Annotated in this window: 22 protein-coding genes and 5 pseudogenes; 16 read left to right on the top strand and 11 right to left on the bottom strand. The window is 61.3% G+C overall.

The window, feature by feature from the left end:
• Positions 1–59: 59 nt before the first annotated feature.
• Positions 60–1,139, bottom strand: coding sequence for a patatin-like phospholipase family protein (locus tag C4J92_RS09430; RefSeq protein WP_124403648.1), 1,080 nt, complete (start codon positions 1,137–1,139; stop codon positions 60–62).
• A 183-nt stretch (positions 1,140–1,322) separates the two neighbouring features.
• On the opposite strand from C4J92_RS09430, the gene C4J92_RS09435 reads away from it, so the two are divergent.
• Genes C4J92_RS09435 through C4J92_RS09450 form a run of 4 tightly spaced genes read left to right on the top strand, consistent with a single transcriptional unit; the run spans position 1,323 to position 3,914 of the window.
• Entirely contained in the window at positions 1,323–1,625 is a 303-nt protein-coding gene (locus tag C4J92_RS09435) for a PepSY domain-containing protein (protein WP_124403649.1), read from the top strand.
• Positions 1,625–1,936: a PepSY domain-containing protein gene (locus tag C4J92_RS09440; protein WP_124362103.1), complete on the top strand. Its 312-nt coding sequence runs from the start codon at positions 1,625–1,627 to the stop codon at positions 1,934–1,936. The genes C4J92_RS09435 and C4J92_RS09440 overlap by 1 nt, the downstream gene beginning before the upstream one ends.
• Positions 1,936–2,604 (top strand): response regulator transcription factor, encoded by a 669-nt coding sequence (locus C4J92_RS09445; RefSeq protein ID WP_124403650.1) that lies wholly within the window; start codon positions 1,936–1,938, stop codon positions 2,602–2,604. The genes C4J92_RS09440 and C4J92_RS09445 overlap by 1 nt, the downstream gene beginning before the upstream one ends.
• Entirely contained in the window at positions 2,601–3,914 is a 1,314-nt protein-coding gene (locus C4J92_RS09450) for a sensor histidine kinase (RefSeq protein WP_124403651.1), read from the top strand. The genes C4J92_RS09445 and C4J92_RS09450 overlap by 4 nt, the downstream gene beginning before the upstream one ends.
• 62 nt (positions 3,915–3,976) lie before the next feature.
• Here C4J92_RS09450 and C4J92_RS27415 read toward each other — a convergent pair.
• Positions 3,977–4,072 (bottom strand): annotated as a pseudogene (locus C4J92_RS27415) (N-acetyltransferase); the annotation flags it as partial.
• A gap of 751 nt (positions 4,073–4,823) precedes the next feature.
• Between C4J92_RS27415 and C4J92_RS09455 the strand changes: the two are divergent.
• From C4J92_RS09455 to C4J92_RS27425, 3 genes and pseudogenes are all read left to right on the top strand, one after another.
• A complete protein-coding gene (locus C4J92_RS09455) occupies positions 4,824–6,143 on the top strand; it encodes a Na+/H+ antiporter family protein (protein ID WP_164487561.1) in 1,320 nt (439 codons plus the stop codon).
• A 177-nt stretch (positions 6,144–6,320) separates the two neighbouring features.
• A pseudogene (locus tag C4J92_RS27420) lies at positions 6,321–7,142 on the top strand (cache domain-containing protein); the annotation flags it as partial.
• A gap of 102 nt (positions 7,143–7,244) precedes the next feature.
• Positions 7,245–8,000 (top strand): methyl-accepting chemotaxis protein, encoded by a 756-nt coding sequence (locus tag C4J92_RS27425; RefSeq protein ID WP_370004746.1) that lies wholly within the window; start codon positions 7,245–7,247, stop codon positions 7,998–8,000.
• A gap of 1 nt (position 8,001) precedes the next feature.
• On the opposite strand, the pseudogene yegQ reads toward C4J92_RS27425, so the two are convergent.
• Positions 8,002–9,314, bottom strand: a pseudogene (gene yegQ / locus C4J92_RS09465) (tRNA 5-hydroxyuridine modification protein YegQ).
• A 175-nt stretch (positions 9,315–9,489) separates the two neighbouring features.
• Between yegQ and C4J92_RS09470 the strand changes: the two are divergent.
• Positions 9,490–10,556, top strand: a pseudogene (locus C4J92_RS09470) (AI-2E family transporter).
• On the opposite strand, the gene C4J92_RS26950 reads toward C4J92_RS09470, so the two are convergent.
• The 3 genes from C4J92_RS26950 to C4J92_RS09480 form a co-directional block, all read right to left on the bottom strand.
• The gene (locus C4J92_RS26950; RefSeq protein WP_164487525.1) at positions 10,553–10,729 is read right to left on the bottom strand and encodes a hypothetical protein; all 177 of its coding nucleotides are present in this window, start codon (positions 10,727–10,729) and stop codon (positions 10,553–10,555) included. The pseudogene C4J92_RS09470 and the gene C4J92_RS26950 overlap by 4 nt on opposite strands.
• Positions 10,730–10,820: 91 nt before the next feature.
• Complete coding sequence (locus C4J92_RS09475) at positions 10,821–11,015, bottom strand: hypothetical protein (RefSeq protein ID WP_033899765.1); 195 nt, start codon at positions 11,013–11,015, stop codon at positions 10,821–10,823.
• A gap of 231 nt (positions 11,016–11,246) precedes the next feature.
• A complete protein-coding gene (locus C4J92_RS09480; protein ID WP_124362110.1) occupies positions 11,247–11,606 on the bottom strand; it encodes a hypothetical protein in 360 nt (119 codons plus the stop codon).
• Positions 11,607–11,762: 156 nt separating this feature from the next.
• On the opposite strand from C4J92_RS09480, the gene C4J92_RS09485 reads away from it, so the two are divergent.
• On the top strand, positions 11,763–12,581 hold the full coding sequence (locus tag C4J92_RS09485; RefSeq protein ID WP_124403653.1) for a shikimate 5-dehydrogenase: 819 nt from the start codon (positions 11,763–11,765) through the stop codon (positions 12,579–12,581).
• 58 nt (positions 12,582–12,639) lie between these two features.
• On the opposite strand, the gene C4J92_RS09490 is transcribed toward C4J92_RS09485, so the two are convergent.
• Positions 12,640–13,290: a YceH family protein gene (locus C4J92_RS09490; RefSeq protein WP_124366536.1), complete on the bottom strand. Its 651-nt coding sequence runs from the start codon at positions 13,288–13,290 to the stop codon at positions 12,640–12,642.
• Between the two features lie 115 nt (positions 13,291–13,405).
• On the opposite strand from C4J92_RS09490, the gene C4J92_RS09495 reads away from it, so the two are divergent.
• Positions 13,406–13,915, top strand: coding sequence for a DUF1993 family protein (locus C4J92_RS09495; protein WP_124362113.1), 510 nt, complete (start codon positions 13,406–13,408; stop codon positions 13,913–13,915).
• Between the two features lie 64 nt (positions 13,916–13,979).
• Here C4J92_RS09495 and sstT read toward each other — a convergent pair whose 3' ends face one another.
• Complete coding sequence (gene sstT / locus C4J92_RS09500) at positions 13,980–15,200, bottom strand: serine/threonine transporter SstT (protein ID WP_124366537.1); 1,221 nt, start codon at positions 15,198–15,200, stop codon at positions 13,980–13,982.
• A 161-nt stretch (positions 15,201–15,361) separates the two neighbouring features.
• A complete protein-coding gene (gene nhaR, locus C4J92_RS09505) occupies positions 15,362–16,264 on the bottom strand; it encodes a transcriptional activator NhaR (protein ID WP_124403654.1) in 903 nt (300 codons plus the stop codon).
• A 134-nt stretch (positions 16,265–16,398) separates the two neighbouring features.
• Between nhaR and C4J92_RS09510 the strand changes: the two genes are divergently transcribed.
• The 4 genes from C4J92_RS09510 to mnmH all read left to right on the top strand — a co-directional run bounded on the left by C4J92_RS09510 (position 16,399) and on the right by mnmH (position 19,659).
• Entirely contained in the window at positions 16,399–16,650 is a 252-nt protein-coding gene (locus tag C4J92_RS09510) for a hypothetical protein (protein ID WP_124366539.1), read from the top strand.
• A gap of 28 nt (positions 16,651–16,678) precedes the next feature.
• Complete coding sequence (locus tag C4J92_RS09515; RefSeq protein WP_124403655.1) at positions 16,679–17,428, top strand: TerC family protein; 750 nt, start codon at positions 16,679–16,681, stop codon at positions 17,426–17,428.
• A 93-nt stretch (positions 17,429–17,521) separates the two neighbouring features.
• Positions 17,522–18,556 (top strand): selenide, water dikinase SelD, encoded by a 1,035-nt coding sequence (gene selD / locus C4J92_RS09520; protein WP_124403656.1) that lies wholly within the window; start codon positions 17,522–17,524, stop codon positions 18,554–18,556.
• Positions 18,556–19,659 carry a tRNA 2-selenouridine(34) synthase MnmH gene (mnmH, locus tag C4J92_RS09525; protein ID WP_124403657.1) on the top strand — a complete coding sequence of 368 codons (1,104 nt, stop codon included), beginning with the start codon at positions 18,556–18,558 and terminating at the stop codon, positions 19,657–19,659. Before selD ends, mnmH begins: the two co-directional genes overlap by 1 nt.
• Before the next feature lie 235 nt (positions 19,660–19,894).
• On the opposite strand, the gene C4J92_RS09530 is transcribed toward mnmH, so the two are convergent.
• Complete coding sequence (locus C4J92_RS09530; RefSeq protein WP_124403658.1) at positions 19,895–20,950, bottom strand: permease; 1,056 nt, start codon at positions 20,948–20,950, stop codon at positions 19,895–19,897.
• Positions 20,951–21,007: 57 nt separating this feature from the next.
• Entirely contained in the window at positions 21,008–21,709 is a 702-nt protein-coding gene (locus C4J92_RS09535; RefSeq protein ID WP_124362121.1) for a histidine phosphatase family protein, read from the bottom strand.
• 254 nt (positions 21,710–21,963) lie between these two features.
• Between C4J92_RS09535 and C4J92_RS09540 the strand changes: the two genes are divergently transcribed.
• Together C4J92_RS09540 and C4J92_RS09545 are read left to right on the top strand one after the other, a co-directional pair.
• Entirely contained in the window at positions 21,964–22,662 is a 699-nt protein-coding gene (locus C4J92_RS09540) for a glutathione S-transferase N-terminal domain-containing protein (protein WP_124403659.1), read from the top strand.
• 3 nt (positions 22,663–22,665) lie between these two features.
• A pseudogene (locus tag C4J92_RS09545) lies at positions 22,666–23,135 on the top strand (PhzF family phenazine biosynthesis protein).
• Positions 23,136–23,198: the final 63 nt, after the last annotated feature.

Genomic DNA, 23,198 nt, shown 5'->3' on the forward strand with positions numbered 1-23,198 from the left:
CAGGTATCTGGCAGGCGGCGAGTTTAACAGCTTGACCCGTCGCCGCGCATACCGCTGGGTCAAAGTGCTTGCAAACGCTCGCCCAGTCCACCGTTGTCCGCCAGCTGCAGAAACTCGTCGCCCAACCGCCGACTCTCGCTCATTGCCGTCTGCCAGTATTTGTTGCGACTTTTGTCGTCGCCCATGAAGCGCTTGAAGTCGCTACGGTCCGGCAATTTGCCGTGAGGCAGACGTGCCAGGTAGTCCCTGGACGGTGCCAGCAGCAAGACATCCTGCAAACCCTGTGGATTGCTGCGCCGCCAGGGCAGGCCTTTGTCGAACCAGCCGGGAATGACCCGGTCGGTAAAGTGCGGGTACAACACGATATCGTCGCCGCAGTAGGGCAGGTCGAGGTGGTAGTCCAACAAGCCGCCGTCGCGGTAGGTTCCGGCGCCCGCACCGGGCAGGTCGCGTACGCCCTGCATCACCATGGGAATCGAGCCGGACGCCAGCAGCGCCTGGCGCAGGTTGCCCATTTCCAGTGCAAGGAAGCGCGACGGAAAATCCTTCAGCGGGTGCACCGGAGGCGCCTGGCGGGGGTCGTGGACGATCAGGCGTTCGAAATGCCGCGACAACCGTGCGCGGCCGCGCAGGTTATCGGCGATCACCGAGGACAGGCCCAGGCCCAGCCGGCCTCGGTGGTCATCGGCGAGCAAGCCGTGGCTTTTCACCACCATGATGTTCAGGCGGTAGTCGGGGTTGTCCAGCACCTGTGCATCGCGGCCGGCCAGCAGATCGTCGAGCATACGCTCGCAGCTCTGGCTGACTTCGGTCATGGTCACGCCTTTGGCAAAACGCTGTTCGTTATACAGGCGGCCCAGGTCGAGCAAGCCTTGCACCGGGTCGGGCAGGCAAGCGCTGGCAAATCGCCAGGAACCGATGGACGCACCGATCAGCGCGCGCTCCCGAGGCGCACGCGCCAGCCAGTCGCCGAACAACGCCAGGTCAAGGCCCTGAATGCCCAGGGCCTTGGGGCCGCCGGCCGCGCCGGGAAGGATGCCCACGTCAGCAGGCTTAAGGCCTTGCTCGCGAATACGGGCGAAGGCGCGCGTGCCGGCCTTGAGCGTCAGGGCGGGGAATTTGATGTGAATGGCGGTCATACACGTCTCGGGCAGGGGCGAGGGTGCTCGCGAAAAACGTTAACGATAACGGTTGTATCCAGAGTAAACAGTATGGCGTGGGAGATCGAAGCGAAATTGCCATGGTGGCAATTCAGTTTCAGTTAAGTTGCCGCGCGTACCGTGATCAGGTGTAGGAAAAACATCCTGAAACGGAGACTCATCATGAAGCGCCTTACAGCGCTGGTCGCCGCCGGTATCATTGCATCCTCGGTCACGCAGGGCTGGGCAATGGACCCCGACAAACCGCTGAAATTGCCTGGCACTGTTACCATTGTCGCCTTCGATCAGCTTGAAGCCACGGCCCTGGCCTTACATCCGGGTTCCACCTTGCTGGGCACTGACCTGGACGAGGAGTACGGCAAGTACGTCTACCAGGTCGAACTGGAAGATGCCCATGGCCTTGAGTGGGACGTTGAATTGGATGCGCTCACCGGGCACGTTCTCAAGAATCATCAGGACACGTAATGACGCTATATCGACGCGCCGGTAGTCTGGTGCTGCTGGCGCTCCTGGCTTTTTGCTCAAGCCTGGCTGCTCGCGATCTCAATCAGGATGAAGCCTTGGCGCTGCGCCAGCAGGGGGTGATCCTGCCGCTGGAGGACCTGTTGCATACGGCCATGTCACGCTACCCTGGAGCCCGGCTGCTGGAGGCGGAGCTGGAGAAAAAGCACGGCGAATATGCCTATGAAGTGGAACTGGTGACCACCGAAGGCGTGGTGCGCGAAATCAAGCTCGACGCAACCAACGGTACATTGATCAAAGATAAGGAAGACTGATGCGCCTGCTCCTGGTGGAAGACAACGTCCCGCTGGCCGATGAGCTGCTGGCCGGCCTGCAGCGCCAAGGCTATGCGGTCGACTGGCTGGCCGATGGGCGCGACGCGGCGTACCAGGGCCGCAGCGAACCCTATGACCTGATTATCCTCGACCTTGGCCTGCCGGGTTTGCCGGGGCTGGAGGTGCTGGCGCAATGGCGCGCGGCAGCCCTGGCCACGCCGGTGCTGGTGCTGACGGCGCGTGATTCCTGGGCCGAACGTATCGAAGGGCTCAAGGCCGGCGCCGATGATTACCTGAGCAAGCCGTTTCACCCCGAAGAACTGCACCTGCGCATTCAGGCGCTGTTACGAAGGTCTCACGGGCATGCCAACCAACCGACCCTGCAAGCCGCCGGCCTGCACTTGGACGAAGGCCGCCAGTGCGTGCTGCGCGACGGTGACGAGATCCAGCTCACGGCCGCCGAGTTCCGCCTGTTGCGTTATTTCATGCTGCACCCCGAACAGATCCTGTCGAAAAGCCATCTGGCCGAGCATCTTTATGACGGCGAGACCGAGCGCGACTCCAACGTGCTGGAAGTCCACGTCAATCATCTGCGCCGCAAGCTGGGGCGCAACGTGATCGAAACCCGGCGCGGCCAGGGCTACCGGTTTGGCGCCAGCCCTGCATGAAATCGATCCAGCGGCGCTTGAGCCTGGGGTTGATCAGCGTGCTGGTGATCGTCGGCGTGGTGCTGGCGCAAACCAGCCTGTGGCTGTTCGAAGCCGGTTTGCAGCGTTATCTGGAGGCCGGCCTGCGTAACGACAGCGAAAACCTGCTGGTGGCGCTGGTGCGTGGGCCCAACGGCGTACAGTTGGACGAGCATCGCCTGTCGCCCGCCTATCAACGCCCCTTCTCGGGGCATTACTTCCGCATCGATTTTGCCGACACTCACTGGCGCTCCCGCTCCTTGTGGGACCAGGAACTGCCGACGCTCCCCGAGGCCGGGCTCAAGGGCAACCTGCAATTGGGGCCTGAAGGCCAGAAACTGCTGGTATTGCGCTCCGACTACAAACGCTTCGGCCTGCCGATCTCCATCAGCGTGGCGCAGGACTACACGCCGGTACGGGAAAGCTTTCGCCTGATGCGCCAGATCGGCCTGGTACTGGGGCTGGCGGCATTGCTGGTGGTGCTGGTATTGCAACGGATCACCGTGCGCCGCGCCTTGCGCCCGTTGGAAACTGCGCGCAATCAGATTGCTCAGTTGCAACAGGGCCAGCGGTCGCAACTGGACACCCAGGTGCCGCTGGAGCTGGAGCCGCTGGTGGCGCAGATCAACCATTTGCTGGCACACACCGAAGACAGCCTCAAGCGCTCGCGCAATGCCCTGGGCAACCTGGGGCACGCGCTGAAGACCCCATTGGCGGTGATGTTGAGTGCGGCGTCGAGCGAGGCGCTCAGGGATCAGCCGCAGTTGAGCAAGTTGTTGCGCGACCAGCTTGAGCAGGTGCAGCAGCGCCTCAACCGCGAGCTCAATCGCGCGCGCCTGGCTGGCGAAACCCTGCCGGGGGCGTTGTTCGACTGTGAAAAAGAACTGCCGGGGCTGTTAGCCACCCTGAACATGATCCACGGCGAACACCTGGACCTGCGCTACCACGTCGCCCCCGGCCTGCAACTGCCCTGGGACCGTGAAGATTTGCTCGAGTTGCTCGGCAACCTGCTGGACAACGCCTGCAAATGGGCGGATGCCGAAGTACGACTGAGCGTGAGTGAGACGCCGCACAGCTACCTGCTGGCCGTCGAAGACGATGGCCCCGGCATTCCCGAGACCCAGCGTGACCAAGTGTTCAGCCGTGGCGCACGCCTGGATGAGCAGGTCGACGGCCACGGTCTGGGGCTGGGCATCGTGCGCGATATCGTCGATGTGTGGGGCGGGACGTTGCAGTTGCAGGAAAGTGAGTTGGGCGGGCTCAAAGCGTTGATCGAATTGCCCCGGCGGTAATGCCGATTTAAAAATGTGGGAGGGGGCTTGCCCTAATGCCAGTCAGTTAAGGCGACACCGAACCTGTGGCGAGGGAGCTTGCTCCCGCTGGACTGCGCAGCAGTCCCATTGTTTGGGGCCGCTTCGCGCCCCAGCGGGAGCAAGCTCCCTCGCCACAAGTTAGTTCTCGCTCCTGCTACTTCTTAACTGACTGGCATTAGGGCTTGCCCCCGATGAGCATGGGTATCTACACAACTTTGTAGCAGTCTAAGTAACCACGATGCGAAGCGAGCCGCTCTTGCTTGTGATCTTGCTTTTGATCTAGGCGCCCCGTTAAACCACGCTGGCCGGAATTCGACAGTGATTTGGGGGGTAAACCGGCAGGGATGCCGGTTTAGCCGCCCCGCGCCATGGATGGCGCGTGGCGGCGGCCCCCCAAATCGCTGTCGGATTACGGGCACACCGAGCCTAAGCGAGGTGCCGAGTGGTGGGGCAAGAGCGTTTTGCTTACTTTTGCGCTTTTCAAAAGTGAGACGCCGTAAGGGCGGAACCCATAGCAGCCGTTACCGCAGCAACGGATATGTACTCGCTCTGATCCAACATCCTGGTCGGCTGTCAGGCCGCCATCGGGAGCAAGTCGAATCGTCGCACCGCCCCTCCCACATTGGATCTGCGCCAGGATCAGAGTCGTTACACCCTGAACTGGCCCATCAGCCCCTGCTGCTGATTCGCCAGTTTGTGTGCTGCTGGCCAGGGCACCATTCAATTTAACCCTCAAAACGGCGTCGCTTTTTGACATGGCCGCCCGGCTGCTGCAAAGTGCGCGGCCTCTAATAAGACCTCTTTGAGTCCGTACGCCGGCAGCACCTTCAATGGCCGCTGAGGCGCGGGCATGCCTGTCTTTTATGTTTCTGTCTTGAGGTAACCATGATTAACGCTGTTATCGCCGCGGTCGGCACCATGCTGGTGCTCAGCCTGTCCCGCGTGCATGTGGTCATCGCCATCATCGTGGGCGCCCTGGTGGGCGGCTTGAGCGGTGGCCTGGGTATCGACGCCACGCTTAAAGCGTTTAACAGCGGTTTGGGCGGCGGTGCGACGGTGGCGTTGTCCTACGCCTTACTTGGCGCTTTCGCGGTGGCGATTGCCAAATCCGGCCTGGCCCATGCCCTGGCGGACAAAGCGCTGTTGCTGGTCGATCGCCAGGAAGCCAGCGGCGGCAATCACGTCAAATGGCTGTTGATCGGCCTGTTGTGGGCGGTGGCGATTGCTTCGCAGAACATCCTGCCGATCCACATCGCGTTCATCCCGCTGCTGGTGCCGCCGCTGTTATATGTATTGACCAAACTGCAACTGGATCGCCGCCTGATCGCTTGCGTCATGACGTTCGGCTTGATCACGCCCTACATGTTCCTGCCGGTGGGCTTCGGCAATATCTTCCTCAACCAGATCCTGCTGGCCAACGTGGCCAAGAGCGGCGTGGACATCAGCCAGGTCAACGTGACCCACGCCATGAGCCTGCCCGCGCTGGGCATGGTGGTCGGGCTGCTGGTGGCGGTGTTTATCAGCTACCGCAAAAAGCGCGTGTACGACCTTGAGAAAATCGAGCGTGTCGAGCAGGTGGCGGTGCAGTACAACCCGTTGACCCTGCTGGTCGCCGGCCTGGCGATTGCCTCGGCGTTCATCATTCAGTTGTGGCTGGACTCGATGATCATCGGCGCGCTGGCCGGGTTCCTGATTTTCTCGGTGTCGGGCATCGTGCGCTGGCGCGACACCGATGACCTGTTCACCGAAGGCATGAAGATGATGGCGATGATCGGCTTCATCATGATCGCCTCGTCGGGCTTTGCCGAAGTGCTCAAGGCCACCGGTGATGTGCGCTCGCTGGTGGAGGCCTCGGCGGCGTTCATCGGCCATAGCCGTGGGGTAGGGGCGCTGTTGATGCTGCTGGTGGGGCTGTTGGTGACCATGGGCATCGGTTCGTCGTTTTCCACGGTGCCGATCCTGGCCGCGATTTTTGTGCCGTTGTGCGTGCAACTGGGTTTCAGCCCGCTGGCGATCGTGTGTATCGTCGGCACCGCCGGGGCCTTGGGCGACGCCGGTTCACCGGCGTCGGACTCCACCCTCGGGCCGACCTCCGGCCTGAATATCGACGGCCAGCACCATCATATCTGGGACACCGTGGTGCCGACCTTCCTGCACTACAACCTGCCGCTGCTGGCGTTTGGCTGGCTGGCTGCGATGACGCTCTGACAGCCGGGCCCATACCTTACTGTAGGAGCGAGCTTGCTCGCGAAAAACGTCCAGATAATGCGTTCATCCAGAATGCACGTGTTAGGGGCGCAGACCTTCGCGAGCAAGCTCGCTCCTACAGAAATCTTGCGTTTGGCCGCTAACCTCTCAAGTCGCCCCTAATAAGAGAGAAAAGCCATGCGTCTGAGCCTCAAGGCCAAAGTCCTGACCCTTGCCATAGTGCCGGTGTTGCTGTTCGCCCTGGTGATCAGCCTGACCACCGTGTGGATACTTCAGGGCCAGGCGCGCAACGAAGTGGATGAAACCCGCCAACGTCTGCTCAATGACGCCAAGGCCACGCTGCACAGTTATGTCGAGGTGGCCCTGACCACCATCAAGCCGTTCTACGACGCGGCCGCCCCCGGTGATACGGCAGCGCGGGCGCAGGTGGTCAAGTTGCTGTCCAACACCAGCTACGGCAAGGACGGTTATTTCTTCGGCTACGATTCCGAGACCATTCGCCTGTTCAAGGGCAACAGCCCGGACGGCGTGGGCAAGAGTTTCAAGGACAACCGCGACCCCAACGGCGTCTACGTCAACCGCGACCTGGTCAAAGTCGGCAAGGACGGTACCCACTACCTGCAATACAGCTCGACCCAGCCCGGCCAGACCGAGCTGGTGCCCAAGCTCGGCTATACCGAATACCTGCCCAAGTGGGACATGGTCATCGGTACCTCGGTCAACCTGGATGGCATCGATGCTCAGGTTGCGGTGGTCGAGGCCAAGGTAGAGAAACGCATGGAAGGCGTACTGTTGAGCATTCTCGGTCTGGCGGTCGTGGTATTGCTGGTGATTGCCGCCGTCGGCCTGCTGGTGGCCAACACGATCCTGCGCCCACTGAGCCTGATGAAGGCCAACCTGGACGATATCGCCGCCGGTGAAGGTGACCTGACACGCCGCCTGGCCATTACCAGCCAGGATGAGCTCGGCGACCTGGCCGGCGCGTTCAATCGGTTTGTCGACAAGATCCACGGCCTGGTCCGCCAGATCACCGAAATGACCGCGCAACTCACCGGCCTGGTGAGCCAGGTGTCCGAGCAAGCCCAGCGCTCGGAAACCGCCATGGAACGCCAGCGTCACGAAACCGACCAGGTCGCCACCGCGATCAACCAGATGTCGTCCGCCGCCCATGAAGTGGCGCGCAGTGCCCAGGGTGCCGCCGTCGCCGCGCAGCAGACCGATGCCGAGGGCCAGGCCGCCAAGCGTGTGGTGGACGGCAGCATCGCGCAGATTCACGCGCTGGTGAACGATATCCGCAGCAGCGGTGTGTCCCTCGACAGCCTGCAGCAGGACGTGTCGTCGATTGTCAGTGTGCTTGGGGTGATTCGCTCGATTGCTGAACAAACCAACCTGCTGGCGCTCAACGCGGCAATTGAAGCTGCGCGCGCAGGGGAGGCCGGACGTGGGTTTGCGGTGGTCGCCGATGAAGTGCGCGCCCTGGCCAGCCGCACCCAGACCAGCACTCAGGAAATCCAGGGCATGATCGACCGCCTGCAAAAAGGCACCGAAGCCGCCGTGGATGCCATGCGCCGCTCCAGCGATGCCGGGGACGGCACGTCGGCCCAGGCCAACCAGGCCGGCGCGTCGCTCGACACCATGGCCCAGCTGATCGGCACCATCAACTCGATGAACGCGCAGATTGCCAGCGCCGCCGAAGAGCAAACCGCCGTGGCGGAAGAGATCAACCGCAGCGTGCACCAGATTGCCGTGGCGGTGGACAGCGTGGCCGATGAAACCCAGCTCGGCGCCCAGACTTCCCGCAGCCTGGCGGACCTGGGCCAGCGCCTCGGGCAGTTGGTGGGCCAGTTCAGGATCTGACCTACACGTCGCGCATCAGCAAACCAAACGCCAGGTCCAGCTCGGCCGGCAGGGGCACATACACCGTGTGCCCATCCCCCGGTGCTACGTCAATGGCGTCGCCCTTGGCGTTATGCAAGGTGGCCAGGGCAAAGTGAAAGTTGCCGGCCGGCGTCATCAGTTCCAGCTGATTGCCCACGGCAAAGCGGTTCTTCACCTTGACCTCAGCCAGCTCGCCCCGGCGTTCGCCGGTCAACTCACCGACAAACTGCTGGCGCTCGGAGACCGAGCTGCCGTTCTGGTAGTTCTGGTATTCGTCGTGCACATGGCGGCGCAGGAAACCTTCGGTGTAGCCGCGCTGGGCCAGGGATTCGAGGTCGGTCATCAAGTGGCGGTCGAAGGCGCGACCGGCCATGGCATCATCAATTGCGCGGCGATACACCTGGGTGGTGCGCGCGCAATAGAAGTGCGATTTGGTGCGGCCTTCGATCTTCAGTGAATGCACGCCCATGTGGGTCAGGCGCTCCACGTGCTGCACGGCGCGCAGATCCTTGGCGTTCATGATGTAGGTGCCGTGTTCGTCTTCGAACGCCGGCATCTGCTCAGTGGGGCGATTGGCTTCCTGCAACAGGAATACCTGGTCGGTCGGCGTGCCGATGCCCAGCGTCGGTTCGAATGCCTGGACGATGTCACCCGTGGCATTTTCCACCGCGGGGTGGCCTGGTATTTCCATCGACATGCATTGGTGCAGGTGCCCTGGTTGGCGTCGCGCTTGTTCATGTAGCCCGATAGCAGGCAACGCCCGGAATAGGCCATGCACAGGGCGCCATGGACGAACACCTCCAGTTCCATGGTCGGCACGTGTTGGCGAATCTCGCCGATCTCTTCCAGGGACAACTCCCGTGACAGGATCACCCGGCAGATGCCTTGTTGTTGCCAGAACGCCACACTGGCCCAGTTGACGGTATTGGCTTGAACCGACAAGTGAACCGGCATCTGCGCAAAATGCTGGCGCACCAGCATGATCAGTCCTGGGTCAGACATGATCAGCGCGTCCGGGCCCATGGCGACCACGGGGGCCAGATCCTTGAGAAAGGTTTTCAGCTTGGCGTTGTGCGGCGCGATGTTCACCACCACGTAGAAACGCTTGCCCTGTGCATGGGCTTCCTGGATCCCGAGGGCCAGGTTGGCGTGGTCGAATTCATTGTTGCGCACGCGCAGGCTATAGCGCGGCTGGCCGGCGTACACCGCATCGGCGCCATAGGCAAAGGCGTAACGCATGTTCTTCAACGTGCCGGCGGGCGCGAGCAGTTCGGGGGCGATCAGTGGGAGCATGGAGGTGTGAGCCGCAAAAGGCGCGAGGGTAGTGCAGGCCTTGGCGGGGTGCATTGACCCACGTCTAGATAAGCCGATCTATGCTTGTTCGAACAACCAGGGCACTCCCAGGTTTCGCTGCGGACTAAGCAACAGGGCCGACACCGGCCCTGTGCTTTTTTGACATGGATCGGACATGAATCAAACCAACCTGCAATTCAAGACCCTGCTGTTACTGCTGGCCCTGGTGACCGTCGCCTTCATCTGGATATTGCTGCCGTTCTACGGCGCGGTGTTCTGGGCGGTGATCCTCGGCATCATCTTCGCGCCCATGCAGCGCCGCCTGCAGCAGCGCTTTGGCTGGAACCGCAACCTGACCTCCCTGACCACCTTGACGGTGTGCCTGGTGATCGCGATTTTGCCAGTGATCATTACCAGCGCCTTGCTGGTGCAAGAGGGCGCCACCCTTTACAAGAACGTCGAAAGCGGCCAGTTGGATGTGGCCGGTTATATCGAGCAGTTCAAGCATTTCCTGCCGCCGTACTTCCAGCACCTGCTGGACCGCTTCGGCATGGGCAACCTGGAAGGGTTGCGGGAAAAGGTGGTGAAAGGCGCGATGCAGGGCAGCCAGTTCTTCGCCACACAGGCGTTCAGCTTCGGCCAGGGCACGTTCGATTTCCTGGTGAGCTTTTTCATCATGCTCTACCTGCTGTTCTTCCTGCTGCGCGACGGCCCGGAACTGGTGCGCAAGGTGCGCACGGCGGTGCCATTGGCCGAGCCGCAAAAGCGTCGCCTGCAGCTCAAGTTCAATCGGGTGGTGCGGGCTACGGTCAAGGGCAACGTGCTGGTGGCCGTCACTCAAGGTGCGCTGGGGGCTTGATTTTCTGGTTCCTGGATATTCCCAGTGCGTTGCTCTGGGCGGTATTGATGGCGTTTCTGTCCCTGCTGCCTGCGGTGGGTGCCGGGATTGTATGGGGTCCGGTGGCCGCCTACTTCCTGTTGAGCGGTTCGATCTGGCAGGGCGTGGTGCTGGCGCTGTTCGGCGTGTTCGTGATCGGCCTGGTAGACAACGTACTGCGCCCGATTCTGGTGGGCAAGGACACCAAGATGCCGGACTACCTGATCCTGATCTCGACCCTGGGCGGCCTGTCGGTGTTCGGCTTGAACGGCTTCGTGATCGGGCCGCTGGTCGCGGCGCTGTTCATCTCCTGCTGGGCGTTGTTTGTGGAAACCAAGCCGCCCGTCAAGTTGCCGTTGCCCTAGGCGTCAAGCCTGTAGTTGGCGGCCAGTTGCAGTTGGGCGTCGGATAACGAAGTGAGCGGGCCGCTGATAGGCTCGCCATCGCGTACTACGTACCAGCAGGCGAGCAAGCCCAGCTTGCGAAGAGGGGCGGGAACGGCGCTGCCGATGACGGACATGATCTGAACAGTGGGCATAAGTACCTCCAAACGTTATGGAGGTCACCTTACGGTGCGATCGCGCCCGGGAAAAATCACCTGGCTCGATAGTCAACATCAACGGCAGGCGTCAATCCACCACCTGATCGAGCATATGCACCACTTCCTGTTCGCTGAGCAGGCCCTTGCGCACCAGGTTCTCTGCCAGCAATGCCAGGAACTTCGCGCTGCGGTGGCCTTCCAGGTGCTTGAGTTCGGTCAGGGCGCTATAGACCTTGCTGGAAGTGCAGAGGCCAGCGGTGCGATGCGGATTTTGTGTGGGCATGGTCAATCGTCCGTAATTGTTATTGGGTGGACAGGGTCGATAGTGAAACGGGCTCGTGACACAAACATGACAGCGTTCGTACCGGTCGAGCAATAGGAGATCCCAACCGGATCATGTGGGATTACCGCCCGAGCATTGTCCTCACAACGACCTTGGCAAGATAAATCCAGACGTTCCAGGCAAAAAAAGGCCCCGCGTGTGGGCGAGGCCTGTTGCATGTACAGCAATGTGTTACCAGCCGTGGCGGTAGTAGCCGTGGGGCGGGCCATAGTAGCCATAACCCCGTGGCGGGCCGTAATAGACCGGCGCCGGGCGGTAATAAACCTGTTGCTGCACGTACACAGGTGGTGGCGGTGCGTAGTAGACCGGCGGCGGCGCGGCATACACCGGCTGCGGCTGGACGTACACCGGTTGCTGCACATAAACCTCACGAGGCTGGCTGGCAACCACGGAGCCGACAACGGCTGCACCGACAAGAGCACCCAATACGGCCGGGCCGCCCCAACCACCACCGTGGGCGGAGGCTTGGCCTGCCATCGCGAGTGCGCCAATAAGCAAGGCGATCCTGGGGACTTTACGCATCATGGTCATTCCTCGGTTAGCCCCTGCGCTTGTGGTCTGCAATCAATAGACTCAAGGATTGTCGCGGGGATACTTTTAAGACAACGTATTTCTGAAAAACAGCACAGCCGGTAGGTAAAGGTTGTGTAAGGTCTGTACCGATTTGCTTACTTCAAGGAGCTACCCATGCAGATGCACCCCAACAAGGACACCCAACTGTGCATGTCACTGTCGGCGCGTCCCGGGAATTTCGGCCTGCGCTTTCATAACCATCTGTATGAGCAGTTGGGCCTGAATTTTTACTATAAAGCCTTCAGCAGCCAGGATCTGCCCGGCGCGATCGGTGGCATACGGGCGCTGGGCATCCGGGGTTGCGGCGTGTCGATGCCGTTCAAGGAGGCTGCCATCGCTTTAGTGGACGAACTGGACGATTCGGTTCAAGCCATCGATTCTCTGAACACCATCGTCAACACCGGCGGCCGTCTCAAGGCGTACAACACCGACTACATTGCCGTCGAGCAACTGCTGAAAAAACACCAGGTACCGAAGGACTCAAGCTTCGCCCTGCGCGGCAGCGGCGGCATGGCCAAGGCCGTGGCCAGCGCCTTGCGTGACGGCGGTTACGCCAATGGGGTGATCGTGGCGCGCAATGAGGTGGCGGGCAGGGCGCTGGCACGTAACCTGGGGTATGAGTGGCAGGCTGAACTGGGCGGGTTGCGCCCGCGCATGCTGGTTAACGTGACACCGATTGGCATGACCGGCGGGGCAGAGGCGGATCAGTTGGCGTTCGAGGCCGATGCCGTTGATCAAGCCGAGACGGTGTTCGATGTCGTGGCGATCCCCGCTGAAACCCCGTTGATCGTGCGCGGGCGTGCCCAGAGCAAGCGGGTGATTACCGGCCTTGAAGTGATTGCGATCCAGGCATTGGAGCAGTTTGTGCTGTATACCGGTGTGCGTCCTACACCGGAGCAATTTCAGGCGGCCGTGGCGTTCGCCCGAAGCTGATACGCTGCGCAGCGCCAACCGGGAGAGCGGGCAACCCCGCTCTCCGGTGGGACCCTCGTCAGGCCTGCTCCAACTGCGCCAGGCGTTCTTCCAGCGCCGCAATTCGCGCTTCCAGCTCTTCGATACGCTCGACGCAGACGCCCCCGCCGCCGCGCTCCACCGGGTTGCCGCGCGCGGCAATAATCGTTTCGATATCCGCCGGGTCCCCCAGCGCATGGGTATACCGGTCCTCGCGCTGCCCCGCCTGGCGCGGCACCAATAGCGCCAGGCCCCGTGCAATCAGGCGTTCGAGTTGGTGCACCACCTGCTCGGCGTCCTCAAAGTCATGCATGCGCCCGCTGCGCGTCAGCAACTCATTGACTGTCTGCGGGCCGCGCAGGAACAGCAGCCCGATCAGGATCATTTGCGCGGGCACCAGTTCCAGCGCCTTGTCCACGCGGTGTTCCCAGCGGTCGGCGCGGCTGCCCATGACCAGCCGGGTATAACCCTGGCCTTCCAGCACGCGCAAGCTCTGGCCGACCTGGCCCTGGCTGAGATTGGTCACCGGTTCCCGGCTGGTTTTCTGGTTGCACGCCAGCACCAGGGCGTTGAGGGTCAGGGGGTAGGTTTCCGGGTTGGTCGCCTGTTTTTCGATCAGGCAGCCCAGGATGCGGATTTCCGTGCTATTCAGGCGCGGCTCAGGCGTGTCGGTGTCGTGCTCGGCGGTCATCGCGCTTTCCCTATGCAGTGAATCCACTAGCCTAAGCCGGAAAAAATAAAAGACAAGCAGCAGGCATGGCTATAATCGTCGCTGGTTCCAACCCTGCCATTACCACGAGACTGACATGACCATTTCCCTGTATGCCGCTTCTATCCCAGTCTTCAAGCAAATGCTCAACGCCCTCAGCGATGTGCTGAACAAAGCCGAAGCCCACGCCACCGCCAAGAACATCGAGCCGAACGCTCTGCTGCAAGCGCGCTTGTTCCCGGATATGTTCGCGCTGGTGCGCCAGGTGCAGATCGCCGTCGACTTCGCCAAGGGCGTTTCCGCGCGCCTGGCCGAGATCGAAGTGCCGAAGTACGAAGACAGCGAAGTCACCTTCGCCGACCTGCAAGCGCTGATCGCCAAGGTGCTGGCCTTCGTCGATACCATCAAGCCCGAGCAGATCGACGGCAAGGAAGGCATCGAAATCGTCACCCGCCCAGGCACCCCGAAAGAGAAGCGCTTCAGCGGCCAGTCCTACCTGCTGACCTACGGCCTGCCGCAGTTCTTCTTCCACGTCACTACCGCTTACGCCTTGCTGCGCCATAACGGCGTTGAAGTGGGCAAGCGTGATTACATGGGCGCTTTCTAAGCACCCACTAAAAAGCCCGGGTGCGTTCTTCAATGAACGGCCCGGGCTTTTTTACAGCTGGCGTTCAAGCCAGCCGTTCATCCTTGTCCAGGCACGCCGCCGCAGTGAACAGCACATCGGTGGACGAGTTGAGCGCGGTTTCCGCCGAATCCTGCAGCACACCGATGATGAAACCTACAGCCACCACCTGCATGGCGATCTCGCTAGGAATGCCGAACAGGCTGCACGCCAGCGGAATCAACAGCAGCGAACCACCGGCCACGCCCGAAGCCCCGCAGGCGCAAATGGCCGCGACCACACTGAGCAGCACGGCGGTGGGCAGGTCTACGGCAATGCCCAGCGTATGCACGGCCGCCAGGGTCAGCACCGTAATGGTGATCGCGGCGCCGGCCATATTGATCGTGGCGCCGAGCGGGATCGATACCGAGTAGGTGTCTTCATGCAGGCCCAGGCGTTTGCTCAGCGCCAGGTTCACCGGAATATTCGCCGCCGAACTGCGGGTGAAGAACGCGGTAATACCGCTTTCGCGCAGGCACAGCAGCACCAGCGGATACGGGTTACGGCGCAGTTTCCAGAATACGATGGCCGGGTTGACCACCAGCGCCACGAACAGCATGCAGCCGATCAGCACCACCAGCAGGTGGGCATAGCCGAGCAGGGCGCCGAAGCCGGAGGTGGCCAGGGTCGAGGCGACCAGGCCGAAGATCCCCAGCGGGGCAAAGCGGATCACCACGCGCACGATCAGCGTCACACCGTTGGACAGGTCATCGAGCACCGTGCGGGTGGTTTCGCCGGCATGGCGAATGGCAATGCCCATGCCGATGGCCCAGGCCAGGATGCCGATGAAATTGGCATTCATCAGTGCGCTGACCGGGTTATCGACCACGCTCAGCAGCAGGCTTTGCAGCACCTCGCCGATACCGCCGGGAGCGCTCACGGTGGCGTCATGGGTGGCCAGGACCAGGGACGACGGAAACAGCATGCTGGCAACCACCGCAACCACGGCAGCGGCAAAGGTACCCAGCAGATACAGGAACAGGATCGGCCGGATATGGGTTTCCTGGCCGTGTTTATGATTGGCGATAGACGCCATCACCAGCACGAACACCAGGATCGGCGCGACGGCCTTCAACGCCGTGACAAACACTTTGCCGATAAACCCGGTGGCCTTGGCGGCCTCAGGCAGCAACAGGGCCAGCAGAATCCCGGCGATCAGGCCGATGATAATTTGGGTGACCAGGCTGACGCGCATTAAACGTTGCAGCAGAGAAGGGGCAGCAGTCATAAACAGTTGTCTCTGATTTTTTTAGTAGGGCACAGCATTGCAAGGAGAAAGTACTGTAGGCAGCAGGCGCGAAGTCTAACATGCTGTAGGACGAGTCCCGTTCGCTGCGTCATTCCGTCACCCGCACTGTCGGATTTGAATTCATCGGCGCGGGCGTGTCATCAGGGCAGGGTGGTAAACAGCTCGCGTCGGGCGCCCTCGGTAATCGCCACGATGCCAGGGTGCTTGACCTTGCGCTCCACCGAGATGGCATAAAACGACTCGGTCACCGCGTCGGTCTGGCCGATCAGCGCCACGCCGTATTGGCGCACCACTTCATCGGCGATCACGCTGGGGGCGATAAAGATGCCGCTGCCCGATTGCCCGAAGGCCTGCATCAACGCGCTGTCGTCGAACTCGCCGATGATCCTGGGTTGAATCTGCTGATCGGCAAACCAGCGTTGCAAACGGCTGCGCACCACGGTCTCTGCGCCGGGGATCAGCAACGGTGCGCCGTGCAAACACCCTGGGAAATCGCCGCTATGTTGGTCAGCCAACGCCTGGGTGGCGAAAAAACTGATGCCACATTCCCCCAGCTTCTGGCTGTAGCCCTTGATGTCCAGGTGCGTGGGCATCGGGCTGTCGGAGATCACCAGGTCCAGGCGCTGGATGGCCAGGTCGGCCAATAACCGTTCGAGCTTGTCTTCACGGCAGGTGATGCGGATCGGTTCGCTCAGCTCCATGGTGGGGGCAATCAGCCGGTACACGATGGACTTGGGCACCACATCCGCCACGCCGACGCGAAATACAATCTGCTGCTCGTTGGGTTGTGCGCGCAGCATCGCCTCCAATTCATTGCCGGTCTGGAACATTTGCTCGGCATAGGGCAGCGCCTGGCGTCCGGCTTCGGTCAGCTCCAACTGGCGGCCGACGCGCTGAAACAGGGCGATGCCAAAGGTGTGTTCCAACAGGCTGATCTGCCCGCTGATGGTCTGGGGCGTGAGGTTCAGTTGCTCGCAGGCGCGCACGATGCTGCCGGCCTTTGCCACCACCCAGAAGTAATGCAATTGACGATAGTTGAGCATTGCTTTCTACACTTCGTAAAAATCGAAGTATACGCGAGAAAAATACGAATTTTCCTGAACTGTTTGCCTGCATAGAATGCGTCGCTATCGCGGGGCTACTATTTGGACCCAAGCGTTCTAACGAGGAATACATCATGAAACTCAATTCCCTGGGCGCAGCTGCACTGCTTGCGCTTTCATTGGTGATGATCGGCGGGTGTGATCAAGTCGAGAAAAGCGCGCAGCAGGTACTGGGCAAAGCCACCGAAACGGCCAAGCAAGCAATCGATGACACCCAGAAAGCCGCCGAGCAGGCATTGAGTGAAGCGACCCAGGGCCTGATTAATCCGCAGAAGAAGGATGATCAGCCAGAAAAAGATGCAGAATCCCATACCCAAGAAACCTAATTTCCCAGCACAACGTCAGGACTGACCTATGGATTATCTTTTACAACTGGCCGCCAGCCCCACCGCCTGGATCGCACTGGCGACCTTGATCGTCATGGAAATCGTGCTGGGCATCGATAACCTGATCTTCATCTCGATCCTCACCAATAAATTACCCGAGCAGCACCGGGCCAAGGCGCGACGCATTGGCATAAGCATGGCGTTGGTGTTGCGCCTGGGCCTGTTGAGCACCATCGCGTTTATCGTGCAATTGACGACGCCGGTATTCGAAGTGTTCGGCCAGGCGTTCTCGTGGAAGGACATGATCCTGATTGCCGGTGGCCTGTTTCTGGTATGGAAGGCAACCACCGAGATCCATCACAGCATGGACCCGGAGCCGGAGGAAACGACCACGCTCGGCAATACCGTCGCCATCGGTTTTGCTGCGGCGATCGGACAGATCCTGCTGCTCGACCTGGTGTTTTCCATCGACAGCATCATCACGGCAGTCGGCATGACCGAACACTTGCCGATCATGATCATCGCCGTGGTGACCTCGGTGATCGTGATGCTGGTGGCGGCAGAACCGTTGGCCAAGTTCATCAACGACAACCCGACCGTGGTGATGCTGGCCCTGGGCTTTTTGATCATGATCGGCATGACGCTGATCGCCGAAGGCTTCGGCGCCCATGTGCCCAAAGGTTACGTGTATGCGGCCATGGCGTTCTCGGCGGCTATCGAGTGCCTGAATATCGCACGGCGTAACCGCCACAAGCGTTTGCTCGCTGCCCGCCAGTAAGCGCTGCACCAAAAGGCCGGCTGGGTTCATATGAGCCCAGCCGGCCTTTTGCTGTCTGCTAGAATCGGCGCACTTGATAGCTTGAGGTCCACCATGAACGAGCCGATTCGCCTTACCCAGTACAGCCACGGTGCGGGTTGCGGCTGCAAGATCTCGCCCCAGGTGCTGGAAGTGATCCTTGCCGGCAGCGGCGCACAGAACCTCGATCCCAATCTGTGGGTAGGCAACGCCTCCCGTGACGATGCGGCGGTGTACGCCATCGACGACGAGCGCGGCGTGGTCTCCACCACCGATTTTTTCATGCCGATCGTCGACGACCCCTTTGACTTCGGCCGTATTGCCGCCACCAATGCCATCAGCGACATCTACGCCATGGGCGGCGACCCGTTGATGGCCATCGCCATTCTCGGTTGGCCGGTGAATGTGCTGGCGCCGGAGATTGCCCGCGAAGTCATTCGTGGCGGCCGCGCGGTCTGCGACGCTGCCGGCATCCCGCTGGCCGGTGGGCACTCCATCGATGCCCCGGAGCCGATCTTCGGCCTGGCCGTGACCGGCATCGTGCAAAAACGCCATATGAAGCGCAACGACACCGCCACCGCCGGGTGCAAGCTGTACCTGACCAAACCCTTGGGCATCGGCATCCTCACGACCGCCGAAAAGAAAGGCAAGTTGCGCGAGGAGGATATCGGCCTGGCCCGCGACTGGATGTGCACCCTCAACAAACCCGGTAGCCGTTTCGGCAAATTGGCCGGGGTGACGGCGATGACCGATGTCACCGGTTTCGGTCTGCTTGGTCACCTGGTAGAGATGGCCGACGGCAGCGGCCTCACGGCTCGCATCGAGTATGCAAAAGTGCCCCGTCTGCCGGGCGTCGAGTACTACCTGGAGCAGGGTTGCGTACCGGGGGGGACCTTGCGCAACTTCGACAGCTACGCCAGCAAGCTCGGGCGTGTGCAGGAGCTGCACAAGCGCGTGCTGTGCGATCCGCAAACCAGCGGCGGCCTGCTGATCGCCGTCACGCCCGAAGGCGACGCCGAGTTCCACGCGGTGGCCGCTGAACTGGGCCTTACCCTCGAGCCGATCGGCGAACTGCTTGAGCGACAGAGCAACGCGGTAGAGGTGGTTTGATGGCGACTGATATCACCGATTACCGCGACATCTTCCTCAACGACCGGCCGATGATGGATACCCGTGCGCCGGTCGAATTCACCAAAGGCGCGTTTCCCGGGGTGGTCAACCTGCCGTTGATGACCGACCAGGAGCGCCAACGTGTAGGCACCTGCTACAAGCAGCAAGGCCAGCAAGCTGCAATCGTGCTGGGCCATGAGTTGGTGTCGGGGCCGATCAAGTCCGAACGCATCGCGCAGTGGGCGCAGTTCGCCCAGGCCAATCCAGACGGCTACCTGTATTGCTTTCGCGGCGGGCTGCGTTCACAGATCGTGCAGCAATGGTTGAAAACCGAGGCGGGTATCGAATACCCCCGCGTCGGCGGCGGCTACAAGGCCATGCGCACCTTCCTGCTGGACACGCTCGAGCAGGCCACCGTCCAATTTGATTTCGTCTTACTCGGCGGCATGACCGGCACCGGCAAAACCGAAGTGCTCGGCCAACTCCGCAACGCCCTGGACCTGGAAGGCCACGCCAACCACCGCGGCTCCAGCTTCGGCAAGCGCGCCACGGCGCAACCGTCCACTATCGACTTCGAAAACCGCCTCGCGGTAGACCTGCTGAAAAAGCGCGCGGCAGGCATCGAGCAGTTCGTGGTCGAGGATGAGAGCCGCATGATCGGCAGTTGCGCGCTGCCGCTGCCGTTGCACAAAGGTATGCAGGCGTTTCCAATGGTGTGGCTGGAAGACAGCGTTGAAGGCCGCGTGGAACGCATCCTGCGCGATTACGTGGTCGACCTGTGCGCCGAGTTCATCGACGTATGGGGTGAAAATGGCCAGGCGATGTTTGCCGAACGGCTTACCCAGAGCCTGGCCAATATCCACAAGCGCCTGGGTGGCGAACGCTTCCAGCGGCTGCAGGCGATTTTGCAGGACGCCCTGGCGGAGCAAGCGCGCAGTGGCGGCGTGGATTTGCACCGGGTGTGGATTGAAGGGTTGTTGCGTGAGTATTACGACCCGATGTATGCGTTTCAGCGTGAGAGCAAAGGCGCGCGCATCGAATTTGCCGGGGAGCAGGGCGCGGTGGTGGAGTATCTGCGCGAGCGGGCTGCTCGGGTGGGGTGAGTTTTTGGATGCCATTGAGATCACGCAGCTTTATACATCCTGGTTGGCTGTCAGGCCGCCATCGGGAGCAAGCCCCCTCCCACATCGGGTCTGCGGCGTTCTTAACCTGTGGGAGGGGGCTTGCCCCCGATTGCGGTGCAGCAGTCACCCATTTTTTAACTGACAGACCGCTATCGGGAGCAAGCCCCCTCCCACACTTGGGTCGCGGGGGTGCACTGAAGCCTTCACGCAAAACCTAAAGAATCACCGCCCCGATCAACCCGCACACCACTCCCATCAGCATGGTCAGCCCGGCCACCGTCACCAGCACCCGCGCATCGAAATCCTTACGCAGCATCAGCAGCGACGGCAGGCTCACGCTCGGCAGGGTCATCAGCAAGGCGACGGCCGGGCCGGTGCCCATGCCCAGGGTCATCATGGTTTGTACGATGGGAATCTCCGCCGCCGTAGGAATCACGAACAACGTGCCGACAATCGCCAGCGGTACCAGCCACACCAGGCTGTCGGCCATCGCCCCGTCCACATGGGGGAACAGCCAGACCCGCGCCGCGCCAAGGATCAGCACCGCGAGGATATACACCGGGATGGTGCTCCAGAACAGCTGCCACAAGGTCCGTAACCAGCGCCCCAGGAAAGCTTCGGACTCAACAGTGCTGACTTCGGCCACAGCCTGCAGCGCCGCTTCCGGCACTTGCTCCGGACGTGCAATGCGCTGCGCCACCAACGACACACCCACCACCAGCACAATCCCTGCCACCAGCCGCAGCGCGGTAAAGCCCCAGCCCAGCACAAACCCCATGAACACCAAGGTGGCCGGGTTCAAGACCGGGTTGGCGATCCAGAACGCCAGCGCCGCACCGACCGATACTTTCTGGCGCCGCATACCCGCTGCGACAGGCGCTGCGCAGCAGCTGCACATCATGCCCGGCAAGGCGAACAGCCCGCCACGCAGGGTCGAGCCCAGGCCCGCGCGGCCAAACAGGCGCAACAGCCAGTCGCGAGGGATCAACACCTGCAGCAGCGAACCGAGGATTACCGCCAGTACGGCGGCCTTCCAGATCGCCAGGAAATACACCTGGGCATAGGCCAGCGCCGCCGCGAGGGGCGAGCTTTGCTGGTCATTGAGAATCGACGCGCCGATGCTGTGGTTATCGGCCGCTACAAAAGCCTTGAGGTAGTAGGGCGACCATTTCACATAGTAGAGGCCGATGCAGGCCACCAGCAGAAACAGCGCAGGTTTGCACCAGAACGACCAGCCCCGGTTGGGCTGGGCAGAAGCGAGGTTGGGCATGGAGATGATCCGCAGATGAGTCAATAGCGGCCATCATACGCGCCTGACGCTCAACCTTCAGGTATCTGCGCTGACCTGGGTCGGATCCGGGCAGGTTTCCTCACCATTATTGAGCCCCTGCTTGTAGTTGCGGCTGAGCAGCGAGGCCTTGCCGTTGTGCCAGGTCAGTGTCAGCACGTAGAGCGAGTCATAGTCATTGCCGGACCAGTCTTCGGTGATGGTGTGCTTCTCGCCGGCCGCTTCACTGGCGACTTTGTTGATCAACTCCGGCAGGTAACCGTGGGACCAGGCGGTGTAGATCGTCGCGTTATGGTACTTGTCCTCGACCAGCTCATCGGCCAGGGCACTGGTGTCGTTCGCGGAGAACTTGATGTTGACCGGCAAACCCAGCTTGATTGCGCTGGGACTGATGGTCATCAGTGGGCGGATATAGCTGTAGGAGTTATCCAGCTCACCTTCCTCGACATTGCGCGTGGGGTTGGCGGCGAATACGAAATCGGCCTTGCCGAATTTTTCCGGTAATACACTGGCCAGGTTCATGGCGCGGTTCAGGCCCTGGCAATTGAGTTGGCCCAGGCCGCCGGCCGGTTTTTCGCCGTGGCGCAGGAAGACCAGGGTTTGCACGCCGTCCACCGGTTGTGCGCGGCTTTCGCGGGCATCCAATGCCGTGACAATGCCGGCAGTGACCAGCAGCAGCGGTAACATCATGTATGAATGGCGTTTGAATTGTTGCACAAGGCGCAGAGGCTTGATCTTCATTATGGGTTCGAGTCTTCGTGCGTCGGGTTAAGGCGGACAGGCCCGGCCCAATGGCGCAGTGTGCGTCCTGGGGGTGTTCCTTGTCGGTATAGCCAGGTGCCTCCATTCACCCTGCGAGCGCATTTAAGAGTGCGCTTGGGCGTTTTGGTTCGCCCATGTGGGATTCTAGCCGGGCAATGTTGCTTAATGATGACCCATGCAGGGTGGCGAACAGATGACTATCATGGGGGCTTTCCGCCCAGGGATGTCTCCCGATGAATGCACTTGCCGCTTTCCCGATCAACAGTAAATGGCCCGCCCAGCACCCGGAGCGCCTGCAACTGTACTCGTTGCCTACGCCCAACGGTGTAAAAGTATCAATCATGCTTGAAGAGCTGGGCCTGCCCTACGAGGCACACAAGGTCAGTTTCGACACCCAGGACCAGTTGTCTCCCGAGTTCATGTCCCTGAACCCCAACAACAAGATCCCTGCGATCATCGACCCCAATGGCCCAAGCGGGCAGCCGCTGGCGTTGTTCGAGTCCGGCGCGATCCTGATTTATCTGGCGGAAAAAACCAGCCGGTTGCTTTCCGAAGATCCGGCCACCCGCTATGAAACCCTTCAATGGTTGATGTTCCAGATGGCCGGGATCGGCCCGATGTTCGGTCAGGTGGGGTTCTTCAACAAATTCGCTGGCAAGGCTTACGAAGACAAACGCCCGCGTGACCGCTACGTCGCCGAGTCCCGCCGCTTGCTCCAGGTACTGGAAAAACGCCTGCTAGGCCGCACCTGGATCATGGGCGATGACTACAGCATCGCTGACATCGCCACCTTCCCCTGGATTCGCAACCTGATCGGCTTCTATGAATCGGGCGACCTGGTGGGTATCGCCGACTTCCCCAATGTACTGCGCGCCTTGGACGGCTTTGTCGCACGCCCAGCGGTGATCCGTGGCCTGAGCATTCCGAGCTGAAGCATGCCGACTTTCGATTTCAAGCAACTGGATGTATTCAGCAGCGTGCCCCTCAAAGGCAACCCGCTGGCCGTGGTGCTAGAGGCCGACAGCCTGACGGACCCGCAGATGGAACTGCCATTTGCCGGGCATCCAACGTTGGGCAGTTGCAGGCGTGGTTGCACGCAGGCGGAGTTCCGCGTGGGCAAGAGGTCATTCAGGAGTGCGAAATCGGTTTGGTCCGCATCCGACGTGAACGCGACGAGTTGGCGTTTATCGCCAGCGACGGTGCCCAGGAAGACCCGGCCACCGGCAGCTTGAATGCCGGCCTGGCCCAATGGTTGCTCAGCGAGGGCCTGGCGCCGGAGCGCTATGTGGTCAGCCAGGGCACGGCCATAGGACGCGCCGGGCGTATTCGTATCGGGCGCCAGGGTGATGAAGTCTGGGTCGGCGGTGCCGTTGCGGTATGCATCGAAGGCCGTCTACAGCTCTAGATCAATGTAATTGTTACGTGCCGCGCAATACACTGTTGGGCCCTCGGCATTTGTGCTGCGGGT

This window comes from Pseudomonas sp. R3-18-08 (assembly GCF_003852065.1).
Lineage (GTDB): Bacteria > Pseudomonadota > Gammaproteobacteria > Pseudomonadales > Pseudomonadaceae > Aquipseudomonas.